This window comes from Stenotrophomonas sp. 99219_Sma, assembly GCF_056480785.1.
This window is the reverse complement of the sequence record NZ_CM151117.1, coordinates 3,457,083-3,472,778: the sequence shown is the minus strand read 5'-3', so window position 1 is coordinate 3,472,778 and position 15,696 is coordinate 3,457,083. Positions and strand designations below refer to the sequence as shown.

The window sequence follows — 15,696 nt, the reverse complement described above, 5'->3', positions numbered from 1 at the left end:
GGGATTGACAGTGCCGGAAAGGGCTGGCATCGTGGCTCCACCATCGAGACCGGCAGAGGGACAGGCCCTTTGAAGCCGGGGCAGCCCGCGGATGCGAAAGCGTCCGCGTAGGTGCCAAATCCTGCGGGGACCGTGGCGTCCACCGAAAGATGGTTCGAACCATGCACCCCACGTGCATCTCGAACGCGGGCCCCGCGAAGGCTCGATGGCCGATTCCCCAACCGGATCCCGCCATGAGCTTCGCCGCCAGTACCGCGCTTCGCCCCGAACCCTTTGTCCCCGTCAGCGTGCCGGTCGAAGACCGCGTGCATGCCGAGCGCGGTGAGTTCGCCGCGGTGCTGTCGATGCGTCACGCCGGCCCCAGCCCGGTGCGCCTGCGCTATGAGTGGGTCGGCCCGGCCAATGCGCCGGTGGTGGTGCTGGCCGGTGGCATTTCCGCCCATCGCCACGTGGCGTCCAATGCACAGTTCAGCGAGAAGGGCTGGGCCGAAGACCTGGTCGGCAGCGGGCGCGCGCTGGATCCGCAGCAGCTGCGTGTACTGGCCTTCGACTTCATCGGCGCCGATGGTGCACTGGATGTGCCGATCGATACCGCCGACCAGGCCGATGCACTGGCGCTGCTGCTGGACCATCTCGGCATCCGCACGCTGAAGGCGTTCGTGGGCTACTCCTACGGGGCGCTGGTCGGCCAGCAGTTCGCGATCCGCCACCGTGCACGCGTGCGCCAGCTGGTGCTGGCCAGTGGCGCGCATCGCCCGCATCCGTATGCCGCCGCCTGGCGCGCATTGCAGCGCCGCGCGGTCGCGTTGGGCCAGCTGCAGTGCGGCGAAGACCACGGTCTGGCGTTGGCCCGGCAGTTCGCCATGCTCAGCTACCGCACCCCGGAAGAGTTCGGCGAGCGCTTCGATGCCGCGCCGGAAGTGATCAATGGCCGCGTGCGCGTGGCCGCCGAAGACTATCTCGATGCGGCCGGTGCGCAGTACGTCGCGCGCACGCCGGTGACTGCTTACCTGCGCCTGTCCGAATCGATCGACCTGCACCGCGTCGACCCCACCGCGATCCTGCCGCCCACCGTAGTTGTCGCGGTGGAGGGTGACCGCCTGGTGCCGCTGGCCGACCTGGTCGGTCTGGTCGAAGGGCTGGGCCCGCGCGGCAGTCTGCGCGTGCTGCGCTCGCCCTACGGCCACGACGCCTTCCTCAAAGAAACCGATCGCATCGACGCGATCCTCGCCACCGCCTTCCGCACTTCTGGAGAGTCCGCATGAGCCTGCACGCAAACGAGCCGTCCTGTAGTCGCACCACTGCCGCCGTCCGTGCCGGCATCGATCGGGACACCGCGCATGGTGCGGTCACGCCGCCGATCGTGCTTTCGTCGAACTTCAGTTTTGAAGGCTTCGGCAACAAGCGCCAGTACGACTACACGCGCAGTGGCAACCCGACCCGTGACCTGCTCGGCGAGGCGCTGGCGGAACTGGAGGGCGGCGCCGGCGGCGTCATCACCGCCACCGGCATGGGTGCGATCAACCTGGTGTTGAACGCATTGCTGCAGCCGGGCGACACCCTGGTGGTGCCGCACGATGCATACGGCGGCAGCTGGCGCCTGTTCAATGCGCTGGCGAAAAAGGGCCACTTCGAACTGGTCACCGCCGACCTGACCGATCCGCGCGCACTGGCGCAGGCGCTGGCCACGCAGCCGAAGCTGGTGCTGGTGGAAACCCCGTCCAACCCGCTGCTGCGCATCACCGACCTGCGCTTCGTCATCGAGGCCGCGCACAAGGCCGGTGCACTGGTGGTAGTCGACAACACCTTCCTGTCGCCGGCACTGCAGCAGCCGCTGTCGTTCGGCGCGGACCTTGTGCTGCATTCCACCACCAAGTACATCAATGGCCATAGCGATGTGGTCGGTGGGGCGGTGGTCGCGCGCGATCCGGCGCTGCACGAGCAGCTGGTGTGGTGGGGCAACGCGCTGGGCCTGACCGGCTCGCCGTTCGATGCGTTCCTGACCCTGCGCGGCCTGCGCACGCTGGATGCGCGCCTGCGCGTGCACCAGGAAAACACCGCGTCGATCGTCGCATTGCTGGATCAGCATCCGGCGGTCGGCACGGTGTACTACCCGGGCCTGGCCGATCACCCGGGCCACGCCATCGCCGCGCGCCAGCAAAGCGGCTTCGGCGCGATGCTGTCGTTCGAACTGGCCGACTGCGAAGGCGATGATCCGCATGCCGCAGTGCGTGCCTTCGTCGATGGCCTGCGCTGCTTCACCCTGGCCGAATCGCTGGGTGGCGTCGAAAGCCTGATCGCGCACCCGGCCACCATGACCCATGCGGCGATGACCGCTGAAGCGCGCGCGGCCGCCGGCATCAGCGAAGGCCTGCTGCGCCTGTCGGTCGGCATCGAGGCCGAGCGTGACCTGCTGGCTGATCTCGGCGCAGCGCTGCAGCGCGCCGAAGCCGTGATCGATGCGGCTGCGCGCCGCAAACAGGTGGTGGATGCATGAGCGCGCTCGCCGCTGACATTCCTGCGCTGGGCGTGGGACGCCTGGCGCTGCTCGGCACCGGCACGGTGGGCTCTGCCTTCGTGCAGCGCTACCAGGCGTTGCAGGCACGCGGGTTGGAACTGCCCAGCGTGCAGTGGCTGGCCAATTCGCGCACCGCACTGGCGATCGACCGTGATCTGGCGTTGCCGCTGGAGCTGGCACGACGCGCACCGCGTGACGGTCTCAGCTCACCGCCATGGGCGAGCGCCGAAGGGCTGGAACGGGGTGACGTGGTGGTCGATGCCACTGCCAGCGAAGATGTGGCCGCACGTCACGTGCAGTGGCTGGCGCGTGGGGTGCACGTGGTCACCGCCAACAAGCTGGGCCGCGGTGCGCAGCTGGCACGTGCCACGGCCATCGCCGAGAGCTGCGCAGACAGTGGCGCACGCTATGGCGACAGCGCCACCGTCGGTGCCGGCCTGCCGTTGCTGAGCAGCCTGCGCGCGCTGGTAGCCGGTGGCGACCACATCCACGCCATCGAGGGCGTGCTGTCCGGCTCGCTGGCGTGGCTGTTCCATCGCTATGACGGCCAATCGCCGTTCTCGGCGGCGGTGCGCGAGGCGCTGGCGGCCGGTTATACCGAACCGGACCCGCGTCTGGATCTGTCCGGCGAGGACGTGCGCCGCAAGCTGCTGATCCTGGCGCGCAGCAGCGGGCTGGCGCTGGATGCTTCGCAGGTGCAGGTGGATTCACTGGTGCCTGAAGCGCTGGCAGCGCTGCCGCTGGAGGATGCGGTGGCCGCACTGGAGCAACTGGATGCGCCGCTGCAGGCGCGTTGGCAGCAGGCGCGCGACAATGGTCGTGTGCTGCGTTTCGTCGGCCGCGTTGATGGCGAGGGTGCGCAGGTAGGCCTGCGCGAGTTGCCGGCCGATCACCCCTTGGCGCAGGGCGCGGGCACCGACAACCGCGTGGCCATCCACAGCGATCGCTATCACCGCCAGCCGTTGCTGATCCAGGGGCCGGGCGCGGGTGCGGAAGTCACTGCGGCCGCGTTGCTGGATGACGTGCTGCGGATCGTGGGTTGATGTCCGTGCTGCTGCGCTCGCCGGGCCATGCCCGGCGGGCCCGCAATCTCAACGCGACCTCAACGCCTTCAACAATGCCGCATTGAACTGCTTCGGGTCCTGCACCTGCGGCGAATGGCCCAGTTCGGCGAACTCGACCAGCGTCGCGCCCGGAATGGCCGCGGCCGCTGCTCTGCCCAGCACCGGATAATTGCCCAGCGTCGCCTTCACCGCAGGCGGCGCCAGGTCACGGCCGATCGCGGTGCGGTCCTTCTGGCCGATGAACAACGTGGTCGGCACCTGCAGATTCTTCAGTTCGTAGACCACCGGCTGGTTGAACACCATGTCCGATGCCAGTGCCTGGCTCCACGCAACGACCTGCTTGCCCGGGCCTTCATACATGCCCGACTGCATCCGCGCCCACGGTTCATACGCCGGCTTCCATTTGCCGTCGTAGTACACGTCCAGCTGGTAGCGGCGGATGCTGTCATAGCTGATGTTCATTTCGCCGGCGTACCACGTGTCCACGCTGCGCCAGGGAACACCCAGCGCCTTCCAGTCTTCCAGCCCGATTGGATTGACCAGTGACAGGCTGCGCAGGTCCTGCGGGAACATCAGCGCGTAGCGCACCGCCAGCATGCCGCCCATCGAATGACCGACCAGGTGCACCGGTACATCACCCAGCTGCAGCTGTTGCAGCAGGGCATGGGTGTTGGCGGCCAGCTGCGCGAACGAATACTGGTAGCGTTCGGGCTTGCTGGATTTGCAGAAGCCCACCTGGTCCGGGGCGATCACCCGGTAACCGGCGTTCAGCAGCGGTGCGATGGTCTGCTGCCAGGTGGCTGCGCAGAAATTCTTGCCGTGCAGCAGTACCACCGCACCGATGGCGCGGCGCTTGGGCAGGACATCCAGATAGGCCATTTCCAGTGGCTGCCGCTGCGATTCCAGCCCGAAAGTCTTCACCGGATAGCCGTAGTCGAAACCTTCCAGCCGCGGACCATAGGTCGGCGCGGCAAGCGCGGACAGCGGCAGGCAGGCAAGCAGGGCAGCAGCGATCACGCGCATGGGGCCAATCCGGGGTAGGGGAGCCCCGAGCCTAACCGGAACGCGGTGACGGTGTCGTCCGATGTTGAGCCGGGCTCATGCCCGGCTGCAGGGTAGAGCCAGGCCATGCCTGGCTGCGGCCATCAGCACTCGATGACGTTCACCGCCAGGCCACCGCGGCTGGTTTCCTTGTATTTGTCCTGCATGTCGCGGCCGGTATCGCGCATGGTCTTGATCACCTTGTCCAGCGACACCTTGTGCTTGCCGTCGCCGCGCATCGCCATGCGCGAGGCATTGATCGCCTTCACCGCACCCATCGCATTGCGCTCGATGCACGGGATCTGCACCAGGCCGCCGATCGGGTCGCAGGTCAGGCCCAGGTTGTGTTCCATGCCGATTTCCGCAGCATTCTCGATCTGGCTCGGGTTGCCGCCCAGCGCCGCGACCAAGCCGCCGGCCGCCATCGAGCAGGCCACGCCCACTTCGCCCTGGCAGCCCACTTCGGCACCGGAAATCGAAGCGTTTTCCTTGTACAGGATGCCGATCGCCGCCGAGGTCAGCAGGAAGTCGAACACACGCTGCTCGTTGGCGCCGGGGCAGAAACGGTCGAAGTAGTGCAGCACCGCCGGCAGCACGCCGGCTGCACCGTTGGTCGGCGCGGTCACCACGCGACCACCGGCGGCGTTTTCTTCGTTCACCGCCAGTGCGTACAGGTTGACCCAGTCCAGCGTGGTCAGCGGATCGCGCATCGCCGCTTCCGGCTTCGACGACAGCTCGCGGTACAGCGCCGGTGCACGACGGCCGACCTTCAGGCCACCCGGCAGCACGCCTTCCTCGCGGATGCCACGCGCGACGCACGACTGCATCGCGCTCCAGATCTCGCGCAGGTTGGCGCGGATCTCGTCTTCGCTGCGCCAGCACTTCTCGTTCTCGAACATCAACTGGGCAATGCTCAGGCCGCTGCGTGCGGTCTGCGCCAGCAGCTCGTCGCCGCTCTTGAACGGGTAGGGCAGCGGGGTCTCGTCGGGCACGATGCGGTCATCGGCCGCGTCGTCCTGGTTGACCACGAAGCCGCCACCGACCGAGTAGTAATCGCGGGTGGCAATTACTTCGTCCTCGGCGTTGTACGCGGTGAAGCGCATGCCGTTGGTGTGGTACGGCAGCTTCTGGCGCTTGTTCATGCCGAGGTCGCGCTTTTCGTCGAAGGCGATCTCGTGCTGGCCCATCAGCTGGATGCGCTTGCTGCTGCGGATGCGCTCCAGCGTCGCCGGAATGATGTCCGGGTCGATCAGGTTCGGCCGCTGCCCTTCCAGGCCGAGCAGGATCGCCTTGTCGGTACCATGGCCGCGGCCGGTCAGCGCCAGCGAGCCATAGACATCGGCGCGGATGCGCGCGACCTCGTGCAGGCGGCCCGGGTCGAGCAGCCAGCGGTGGATGAATCGCTCGGCGGCCTTCATCGGCCCGACGGTGTGCGAGGAGCTCGGGCCAATGCCGATCTTGAAAACGTCGAACGTGCTGACAGCCATGGTTGCCGTACTGCGGGTACCGGAAGAGACCGCTATTCTAGCGGTTCACGCCGCACTTCAATGGCTGCGGCGCAGCATTTCCACCAAGGGGACCCTGCCGGTGTTGACTCTGTTCCAGCGTGACGACTGCCACCTGTGCGACATGGCGCTGGCCGAGCTGGCCAAGGCCCGGGCGCCGGAATTCGAATCGGTGTTCCTGGATGACCAGCCAGCGCTGGAATCGCGCTACGGCGCGCGGGTGCCGGTGCTGCGCGACGAGCGCGGCGACCGTGAGCTGGACTGGCCGTTCGACGCGGCTGCGGTTCGGGCGTGGCTGGCCGTCGATCGGTAGTGCCGGCCGCTGGCCGGCACCTGCCCGCATCGGTGAGGTTGCCGGCCAGCGGCCGGCACCACCGGAGATGATGGCCGGGGCGGTGCCCCGGCCCGTTGATCATTTCGCGTCGAACTTCACGATCGTGCTGATCGCGGTTTCATCCGGGATGGTCTTGGTGTCGGCCCAGTCACCGCTGCCGACGCCGAAGTCCAGGCGCTTGACGGTGGCCTTGCCGGTCAACACCGGCTGGGTGCCCGGCTTCCAGGTGAAGGTAAGGGTGACCGGCTTGCTGACGCCGCGCAGCTCCAGCGTGCCGTCGGCGGCGAACTGGTCGTTGCCCACCGCACGGAAGCCCTTGGCGGTGTAACGCGCAGTGGCGAACTTGCCGACGTTGAAGAAGTCGGCGGTCTGCAGGGTCGAGTCGCGGTCGCTGTTGCCGCTCTTGGCACCGGCCAGCGGAATCACCACGTCCAGCGAACCGGCGGCCGGGTTGGCCGGGTCGAAGCTGAGCTTGGTGGCAAAGCCCGGGAAGCTGCCGGTGAACACTTCGCCGTCGTACTTGGTGGCGAACACCAGGATCGAGCCGGCGCCGGGGGCCTGCGCGTAGTCCGCAGCGAGCGCCGGGGCGGTGGCCAGCATGCCGGCCAGGGCGGCGGCCACGGCGGCCGGAGTGGTCAGTTTCAGGTTCATCGGTCAGTCCTTCTGAGGGGAGGCGAGCCAGCCGCGCGGCAACATGCGGGACAGCGTTGCATCGCGCTGGAACAGGTGGTGGTAGAAGGCAGCGCCGGCATGGGCCAGCACCACCGCGATCAACAGCCAGAAGCCGTATTCGTGGATGGCGTGGGACACCGCGACGACCTGCGGATCCGGGCCACTCAGCTTGGGCACATCAACCAGGCCGAACCAGCGGAACGGGCGCAGGCCACTGGCCGAGTCGTACAGCCAGCCCGACAGTGGGATGGCGAACATCAGCACATACAACAGCACGTGGGTGGCGCTTGCGATGCGCTCCTGCCAGCTGGGCACGCCCGGCACCGGCTTGGGGGCGCCGGCGTACAGGCGCCAGCCGAGGCGGAACAGCACCAGCGCCAGTACGGTGATGCCGATCGACTTGTGTGCGGTGTAGACCCAGAAGTACTTGGGCGTCTTGGGCAGTTCGCCCATGGTCAGGCCGACCACGCCCAGGGCGAGGATCAGCAGTGCGATCAACCAATGCAGGATCTGGCTGACACTCCCCCAGGCGGCGGGGGTGTTCTTGGCGGTCATGAAAGGTCCTCTAGCGGGCCGTCTTGGGGTCGGAGTGCGGAACGGGAGCGGGAGTTCCCGGGGCGTCGCTGCGGTCGAGGGTGGCTTCAGCCTCGATCCTCAGCTGTACTGCATCACCGATGACGCCCGGCCAGGCGGTGATGCCGAACGCGCGCCGGCTCAGCGTGGTGCTGGCGGAAAAACCGGCGGTGCGTCGGAACGGGGGAAGGGGGTAGCGCTTGATGGCGTTGAGGGTCACGTCCAGGGTGACTTCCTGGCTGACGCCGCGCAGGGTCAGGGTACCGATCACGTGCGCACGCTTGGCATCGATCGGTTCGACCCGGCTGGAGACGAAATGTGCCTTCGGGAAACGCTCGCCATCCAGAAGGCTGCGGGCCAGCGTGGCCTGGTTCCATTTGGCATCACCTAGGTCCAATCGCGACACGGGGACCTCGACATCCAGTGTGGCCTCGCGCCAGTTGTCGGGATCGAACTGCAGGCGGCCCTCACTGCCGGAGACCGTCCCCATCGCCTGCGAGTAACCCGCGTGGTCGATGGTGAACAGCACACGCGTATGCACCGGATCGAGGCGATAGGTATCTGCATCCGCCCAGGCGGGGGCGGTGGCGAGCAGCATCGGCAGCAGGGCCAGGCAGGGACGCATCGATGGCGGGCTCCGGAAGGGGGACGTTGCGATCATACGCACAGCCCCCCGCCAACGTTGCGTGCATGGCTGCAACAGTTCGTGGTGGGTCCACCGGTGGAAACAGGCTGTTGCAGCCATGAACCCGGCCCTGTGTGACAATCGGGACAGGACAGGGGGGTTCAGGATGACGAGCGGTTGGCGCCTGTGGTGCCGAGGCATCGCGGGAATGGGGCTGCTGCTGATGGCGTTCGCCACGGCGGCCACGGCCCTCGACATGGCGGAAACACCGCGCCTGCGCCGTTTCGGTGCAGCTGAAGGCATGCCCTCGCGCATGGTGCTGGCGCTGGCCGAGGACCGCCAGGGCCATATCTGGGCGGCCACCGATGGTGGCCTGGTGCGCTATGACGGCGGCAACCTGCGGGTCTGGGAACATGATCCGGAGCAGCCGGGCTCGCTGCCCGGCAACGAGATCGAGACCCTGCTGGTCGATCCCCTGGACCGCGTCTGGGTCGGCATCAATGGCAAGGGCGTGGCACGGCTGGATGCCGACCGCGAACGCTTCAAGACCTTCGATGCGGTCAACGGCCCCTGCATGAGCCAGTTCTGGACGCTGGCCTACGCCGAGGATGCACTGTGGATCGGCACCAGTGGCCATGGCGTCTGCCGTTTCGGTGAAGACGGCAGCCTGCGCTTCTTCGAGCATGATCCGGCCCGTCCTGGCGGGTTGCCCAGCAATACCATCTACAGCAGCCTGGTCGATGCGCAGGGGCGACTGTGGATCGGCACCGAGGCGGGCATTGCGCGCTGGAACGGGACTGGATTCGAGGCTGTCGCGCCGCGCGAACTGGGGGCGCTGAGTGTGCTGCGCCTGAGCCGCGACCCCGATGGCTCGATCTGGGCCGGCAGCCAGAATGACGGCCTCTACCGTATCGACGCGCAGGACCGGGTCAGCCGTCCGCGCTGGGCCGACAGTGCGCGCCTGCGTTCGGCACTGGTGCTGGCCGATCGCCAGGGCGGTTACTGGGCGGGCACCTCCGATGGCCTGTTGCGTGGAGATGCCAGCATGCTGCGGCGGCTCGACGGCGACCGCGGCAGTGGCTTCCTCACTGCCCAGAGCGGTGTGCTTGATCTGATGCAGGACCATGAGGGCGGATTGTGGGTGGCGCTGCTGACCCAGGGCCTGGCCTACCTGCCGCCGGACTGGCGCCGGTTTTCGATCTGGAACCAGCTTGACGGCAAGCCGCTGGACAGCCAGTACCTGCTGAGTGCAGCCAGTGATGGCCGGAATTACTACGTCGGCTCAGCGCATGGCGTGTACCAGCTGGACGCGCAGGGAGTACTGAAGTTGTTGGCCAGCGATCGCGAGATCGGCAGCGGGGCGGTGTGGTCGGTGCTGCCGCGGCCGGACGGGCGCCTGTGGCTGGGGCGTGCCGGCCGCATCAGCGTGTACGACCCGGCCACCCGCGCGCTGCACGATTGGCATATCGATGGGGGAGCCGATCTGCGCCAGCGCATCGATCTGATGCGGCAGGCCCCCGATGGCACGGTCTGGCTGTCGGTGATGAACCTGGGCCTGCAGCAGCGCAGCGCCGATGGCCGCGTGCTGCGTAGTTACCCGCTGGAGGATCTCCGCAAGACCGCCGATTCACCGGTTGAGCAGATCCGCTTTGATGCACAGGGCAAGGCCTGGGTGATGGGCGACATGGGGATCTGGCGTGAACAGGCCGGGCGCTTCGAAGCGGTGCCGGGCGTTTCGCGCGGGCTGATCTACGATCTGGTGTGGGTGGATCCACAGCAGCTGTGGCTGGCCCGGCAGGGCGCGCTGGAACGCTACCAATGGGATGGCATGAGCCTGCGCCTGATCCAGCGCATCGATGGCAGTGCTGGCGTGCCCTCGGTCAGCATGGGAGGACTGGCGCTGGCCGAAGACGGCCGCCTGTGGGCGACCACGCCACGTGGCCTGCTGCGGTGGGACCCGAAAACGCGCCGCCTGCAGCAGTTCAACGAACGCGATGGCCTGCCCGACGCCGAGTTCACCAGCAGGCCGCCGGCGGTGAATGCCGATGGTCGCGTGCTCGCGGTGGCCCAGACCGGCCTGGTCGTGTTCGATGTGAATGCTGCCGATGCGGTGCTGCCGCCGTCGTCGCTGGTGATCGCCGAGGTCCGCGTGCGGCGTGATGATGCCCGTGGCTGGCAACCGCTGCCGACCACCGGCACGCTGTTGCTGGGGCCGGATGATCGTGATCTGCAGATCGATGCGCGACTGCTTTCCTATGCCAATCCGCAGGGCAACCGTTACCGCTTCCGGGTGCAGGGCTACGACCAGAACTGGGTGGAGCAGGGCGGTGACGGCCAGCGCACGCTGTCGCGGCTGCCGACCGGCAGCTACGTCATTGAAGTCCAGGCGGCAACGGCCAGTGGCACGTGGACGCCTTCACAGCGGTTGCAGGTGAAGGTGCTGCCACCCTGGTGGCGCAGCGGCATGGCGATCTTCGGCTACCTGCTGATCGGCTCGCTGCTGCTGCTTATCCTGGTGTGGTCGATCCGTGCGCGCCTGCGCCGCCGCCAGCAATGGCAGTTGACCGTGCACAAGCAGCAACTGGCAGAGCAGGCCTCTCAGGCCAAGAGCCGGTTCCTGGCCACGCTGGGCCATGAGGTGCGCACGCCGATGACCGGTGTGCTCGGCATGAGCGAGTTGCTGCTGGCCACCCCGCTGGATGCGGTGCAGCGCAGCTATGCAGGCTCGATCCAGCAGGCTGGCAGCCACCTGCTGCGGCTGGTCAATGACGCGCTGGATCTGGCCCGCATCGAGGCCGGCCGGCTGGAGCTGGACCTGCGACCATTCGATCTGGCTGGCCTGCTCGACCAGGTGCAGGCGTTGATGGAGCCGATGGCGAAGCAGCGCAACCTGGGGTTCCAGCGTGGGGGCGATCCGCCGGGGCCGATCAGCGTCAGCGGCGACGAGATGCGCGTGCGGCAGATCCTGCTCAACCTGCTGGGCAATGCAATCAAGTTCACCGAGCGCGGGCACGTCGGCCTTGCCGTGCGCCTGGAAGAGAACGGTGGCGGACTCTGCTTCGAAGTGCATGACACCGGCCCGGGCATCAACGCCGAACAGCAGGACCGCCTGTTCCATCGCTTCGAACAGGCGGACGGCCCGCGCACCGCGTCGCGCTATGGCGGCAGCGGTTTGGGCCTGGCGATCTGCCAGGAGCTGGCCGTGGCCATGAACGGACGCATCGAAGTGGACAGCCAGCCGGGCAAGGGCGCGCGATTCCGGGTGTGGTTGCCGCTGCCCTGGATCCGGCAGGCCGCCAATGCGCCGGGCGAGTCGCCGGTGCTGCCGGTGCTGCCGCCGCTGCGCATCCTGCTGGTGGAAGATGACGCGACCGTGGCCGAGGTCATCGCCGGCCTGCTGCGTGGCCGTGGCCACGACGTGGTGCACGTGCTGCATGGCCTGGGCGCGCTTTCGGAGATTGCCACCGATGGTTTTGACGTGGGCCTGCTCGATCTCGATCTGCCCGCGCTGGACGGCACCGCCATCGCTCGCCAGCTGCGTACCATGGGCTATGAACTCCCCCTGGTGGCGGTCACCGCGCGCTCCGATGCCTACGCCGAGACCCAGGTCCTGGCGGCCGGGTTCGATGGCTTCCTGCGCAAGCCGGTGACCGGTGACATGCTGGTGACTGCCATTGCCCAGGCGCGCGCAAAACGACAAACCGCCCTTTGAATGCGCCAGTGCCGGGCGTGAACGGCGCGACTTTCGGTTTACCATGCCGACGCCCGTAGTGCGGGAATCATCAGAAGCAGCGTGAGGAGGCAATCGGTGGTGTATCTGCGGGCGGCGATGCTGCTGCTGGTCCTCCTGTGCTGCCTGTCGCCCGCTGCGGCGCAGCCGGTGCCACCGAGCCCGCGCCAGGTGACGGTGTTCGACGGCTTGCCGTCCAATACCGTGAATCGCATGGCCGAGGATCGTTACGGTTACCTCTGGATCGCCACCAACGACGGTCTGGCCCGCTACGACGGGCGCAACTACCGGATCTGGCGCTCGGAAGACGGCCTGCGCGACAACCGCATCTGGACGGTGCTGGTCGATGCCCGCAACCAGCTCTGGATCGGCACCGAGAACGCGGGCCTGGTACGGATGTCGGCCGATCGCCGCCAGCTGCATTTCTACGACCGCAGCAGCCAGCCGTTGATGGGCACCAACACGGTCTGGAGCCTGGCCACCACGCCGGATGGTTCGGTCTGGTTCGGCACCCACGAAGGTGGTCTGTACCGCCTGGACAACCAGGACCGGCTGCAGCGCTTCCTGCCCGAAGCGAACAACCCACGCAGCCTGCCGGCCGCATCGGTGCCTTATCTGGCAACCCTGGCCGATGGCAGCCTGTGGATCGGCACCAAGCATGGTGTCGCGCGCTGGACCGGCACGGACTTTGAACGGGTTGGTGCCGGCATCGTTCCCAGCCTGCTGATCAATGGCCTGACGGCCGAGCCCGATGGCAGCCTCTGGATCAGCACGATGGCCGGTGCCATCGTGCGTCGTCCCGATGGTCGTTTTGAGGCACCGTCCTGGAAGCTGCCCGAAGGCGAACAGGTGCTGGGCATGATGCTGCGCGACGAGCAGGGCGGGCACTGGCTGGACACCCGCACCGGCCTTGGCCGCGCGGTCGATGGCCAGTACCAGGCCGTGCCGCTGTACAGCGCGGTGGCGCGTGGCCCGGTACGCCCGAACTGGACCGGCGCCTACGAGGATCGCGAGGGGGGCATCTGGCTGGCCAGCACCAACGCCGGCCTGTGGCACCTGCTGCCGCGCTGGTGGCAGTTCTCGGTGCTGTCGCGGCTGGAGGACGACCCGCGCTCGCTGCGCAATGCCTTCGTGCTGGGTACCAGCCCATCCAGCAACGGCGGCATCTGGACGGTCGGCAGCCACGGCGCGCTGGACCGCTTCGATCCGAAGACCGGCCGCATCGAACAGCACCGCACCTGGGTCAACGGCATGCACTGGCTGACCTCGGTGCGCGAGGATCGCCGCGGCCAGGTCTGGATCGGCTCCAACGACGCGCTGCTGCGCTACGACCCGAAGCGGCGAGATCTGCGCCGCTGGGGCCGGGATGCCGCCGCCGACGCGACCATGGAAGGGGTCATCGAATCGATGATGACCTGTGATGGTGACAGCCTCTGGCTGATGCTGCCGTCGGGTCTTCAGCAGCGCGATCTGGATGGGCGCCTGCGGCGTCAGCTGGAAAATGGCCAGCGCGGATTGCAGCAGGGCCAGCTCAATCTCGATGTGGAATGCGGGCCGCAGGACCATATCTGGCTGGCCAGCAGCCGAGGCCTGCTGCAGTGGCTGCCGGAAAGCGAGCGCTTCCAGCCGGTACCGGGCGCACCGGCGACCGCGATCCATGCACTGCACGTGGGCAGCGATGGCCAGGTCTGGCTGTCCGAGGATGGCCGACTGTCGCGCTACCGCTGGAGCCAGGGCCGGCTGGAGCGGCAGGCCGTGATCGGTGCCGAGCAGGGCTACCCGGCGATCTCCGCTTCGGGGCTGGTGGTCGATGCACAGGGGGTGGCGTGGGCAACCAGCGCGCGTGGCCTGGTGCGCATCGGCGCCGATGGCCAGAGCGTGCGCCTGTATGGCGTGCATGACGGCCTGCCGAGCCAGGAATTCCGCGAGCATACGCTGGTGATGTCGGGAGACGGCCATCTGGTGGCGGGTACGCCGGCCGGTGTGGTGGTGTTCGACCCGGAGCAGGTGCGGCCCTCGATGCGGCGTGCGCCGCTGGTGATCGAGCGGGTGGAGGTGCGCCGCAACGAGCAGGTGCTGGACCTCACCCACGACACGCCGTTGCAGATCGCCGATGGCGACCGCGATCTGCGCATCGTCGCGCGCCTGTTGTCGTTCGCCGATTCGGCGTCCAATACCTATCGTTACCGGTTGGCCGGCTATGACCCGGACTGGGTGGAAGTGGGACCGGCCGGTGAGCGCCTGTTCTCGCGGCTGGCACCGGGCAGCTATCGGCTGGAAGTGCAGGCGCGGTCGGCCGACCATGTCTGGTCACGGGTGCAGAGCCTGGAATTCCGCGTGCAGCCACCGTGGTGGCGCAGCCTGTCCGGCCTGCTGGTGCTGGCCTCGTTCGCGCTGCTGCTGACCAGCTGGTTCGCCTGGCTGTACCGTCGCCGCCTGCAGCGTCGCCACGCCTATCAGCTGGCGCTGCACAAGCAGGAGCTGGCCGAGCAGGCGTCGGCGGCCAAGACCCGCTTCCTGGCCAACCTTGGTCATGAGATCCGCACGCCGATGACCGGTGTGCTCGGCATGAGCGAGCTGCTGCTGTCCTCACCGCTGGATCCGCAGCAGCGCGGCTATACACAATCAATCCGCCACGCCGGCGAGCACCTGCTGCATCTGGTCAACGATGCGCTGGACCTGGCGCGGATCGAATCCGGCCGTCTGGAGTTGCAGTCCAAGCCGTTCGCGCTGAGCTGCCTGCTGCAGGACCTGGCGGCGCTGATGGGCCCGTTGGCTGCACAGAAGGGCCTGCGCTTCACCCTCGACAACCAGTTGCCGCCCGGCCTGCAGGCCACCGGCGACGCGATGCGGGTACGGCAGATCCTGCTGAACCTGCTTTCGAATGCGGTCAAGTTCACCAGCCGTGGCACCATCACCCTGCACGCGCGCAGCGACGCCGAGCTGCGATCGCTGCATTTCGAAGTGCGCGACACCGGCCCCGGCATCAGTCAGGAGCAACAGCAACGCCTGTTCCGCCGCTTCGAGCAGGCCGATGGTGCACGTACCGCGGCGCAGTACGGCGGCAGTGGCCTGGGCCTGGCGATCTGCCGCGAACTGGCGCATGCGATGCAGGGGCGGATCCAGGTGGAGAGCCAGCTCGGTCGCGGCACCTGCTTCGGCGTGACGTTGCCGTTGCCCATGGTGGTCGATGCCGATGCCGAAGCAGATGGTGAAACGCACCGCGAGGACGCGGCCAACATGCCGCCATTGCGGGTACTGCTGGTGGAGGACGACGCGACTGTGGCCGATGTAGTGCGCGGGCTGCTGAGTGCGCGCGGGCACGAGGTGGTACATGCGGGCCATGCGCTGGCGGCACTGCGTGAGATCAGTGCCGGTGATTTCGACGTCGGCCTGCTGGATCTCGACCTGCCGGGCCTGAGCGGCTTCGAGCTGGCCCAGCATCTGCGCAACCAGGGCTACATGCTGCCGCTGCTGGCGGTGACCGCGCGTACCGACCCGGACCTGCAGCAGCAGGTGGAGGCGGCCGGCATCGGCGGCTTCCTGCGCAAGCCGGTGACCGGGGCACTGCTGGTGGAAGCGATTGCCCGGGTGATGGGAAGGTAGGGATTATTGCAGGGCTTGCAGCCCTGCA

General features: G+C 67.8%; 11 protein-coding genes and 1 riboswitch. Of the genes, 6 read left to right on the top strand and 5 right to left on the bottom strand.

Annotation, left to right across the window (positions count from 1 at the left end):
- Nucleotides 1-37: 37 nt before the first annotated feature.
- Nucleotides 38-156, top strand: a riboswitch (SAM riboswitch).
- 77 nt (nt 157-233) lie between these two features.
- The 3 genes from metX to ACZK13_RS15940 are packed head-to-tail and all read left to right on the top strand — an operon-like array spanning nt 234 to nt 3,561.
- A complete protein-coding gene (gene metX / locus ACZK13_RS15950; protein ID WP_049401407.1) occupies nt 234-1,265 on the top strand; it encodes a homoserine O-succinyltransferase MetX in 1,032 nt (343 codons plus the stop codon).
- The gene (locus tag ACZK13_RS15945; protein WP_049401406.1) at nt 1,262-2,497 is read left to right on the top strand and encodes an O-succinylhomoserine (thiol)-lyase; all 1,236 of its coding nucleotides are present in this window, start codon (nt 1,262-1,264) and stop codon (nt 2,495-2,497) included. Before metX ends, ACZK13_RS15945 begins: the two co-directional genes overlap by 4 nt.
- Entirely contained in the window at nt 2,494-3,561 is a 1,068-nt protein-coding gene (locus ACZK13_RS15940) for a homoserine dehydrogenase family protein (protein ID WP_049420952.1), read from the top strand. The genes ACZK13_RS15945 and ACZK13_RS15940 overlap by 4 nt, the downstream gene beginning before the upstream one ends.
- 48 nt (nt 3,562-3,609) lie before the next feature.
- On the opposite strand, the gene ACZK13_RS15935 is transcribed toward ACZK13_RS15940, so the two are convergent.
- Together ACZK13_RS15935 and ACZK13_RS15930 are read right to left on the bottom strand one after the other, a co-directional pair.
- Complete coding sequence (locus ACZK13_RS15935) at nt 3,610-4,605, bottom strand: alpha/beta fold hydrolase (RefSeq protein ID WP_253145964.1); 996 nt, start codon at nt 4,603-4,605, stop codon at nt 3,610-3,612.
- A 122-nt stretch (nt 4,606-4,727) separates the two neighbouring features.
- Nucleotides 4,728-6,110, bottom strand: a complete 1,383-nt coding sequence (locus ACZK13_RS15930; RefSeq protein ID WP_024956918.1) for an L-serine ammonia-lyase — start codon at nt 6,108-6,110, stop codon at nt 4,728-4,730.
- 100 nt (nt 6,111-6,210) lie between these two features.
- Between ACZK13_RS15930 and ACZK13_RS15925 the strand changes: the two genes are divergently transcribed.
- Nucleotides 6,211-6,441, top strand: coding sequence for a glutaredoxin family protein (locus ACZK13_RS15925; protein WP_149909241.1), 231 nt, complete (start codon nt 6,211-6,213; stop codon nt 6,439-6,441).
- A 99-nt stretch (nt 6,442-6,540) separates the two neighbouring features.
- Here ACZK13_RS15925 and ACZK13_RS15920 read toward each other — a convergent pair whose 3' ends face one another.
- The 3 genes from ACZK13_RS15920 to ACZK13_RS15910 are packed head-to-tail and all read right to left on the bottom strand — an operon-like array spanning nt 6,541 to nt 8,332.
- Nucleotides 6,541-7,113, bottom strand: coding sequence for a YceI family protein (locus ACZK13_RS15920; protein WP_010482754.1), 573 nt, complete (start codon nt 7,111-7,113; stop codon nt 6,541-6,543).
- 3 nt (nt 7,114-7,116) lie between these two features.
- Entirely contained in the window at nt 7,117-7,689 is a 573-nt protein-coding gene (locus tag ACZK13_RS15915) for a cytochrome b (RefSeq protein WP_005410672.1), read from the bottom strand.
- A 10-nt stretch (nt 7,690-7,699) separates the two neighbouring features.
- The gene (locus tag ACZK13_RS15910) at nt 7,700-8,332 is read right to left on the bottom strand and encodes a YceI family protein (protein WP_032127796.1); all 633 of its coding nucleotides are present in this window, start codon (nt 8,330-8,332) and stop codon (nt 7,700-7,702) included.
- A 166-nt stretch (nt 8,333-8,498) separates the two neighbouring features.
- On the opposite strand from ACZK13_RS15910, the gene ACZK13_RS15905 reads away from it, so the two are divergent.
- Both ACZK13_RS15905 and ACZK13_RS15900 read left to right on the top strand, forming a co-directional pair.
- Nucleotides 8,499-12,044 carry a hybrid sensor histidine kinase/response regulator gene (locus tag ACZK13_RS15905; RefSeq protein WP_197617342.1) on the top strand — a complete coding sequence of 1,182 codons (3,546 nt, stop codon included), beginning with the start codon at nt 8,499-8,501 and terminating at the stop codon, nt 12,042-12,044.
- Nucleotides 12,045-12,140: 96 nt separating this feature from the next.
- Nucleotides 12,141-15,668: a hybrid sensor histidine kinase/response regulator gene (locus ACZK13_RS15900; protein WP_253145974.1), complete on the top strand. Its 3,528-nt coding sequence runs from the start codon at nt 12,141-12,143 to the stop codon at nt 15,666-15,668.
- Nucleotides 15,669-15,696 lie beyond the last annotated feature (28 nt).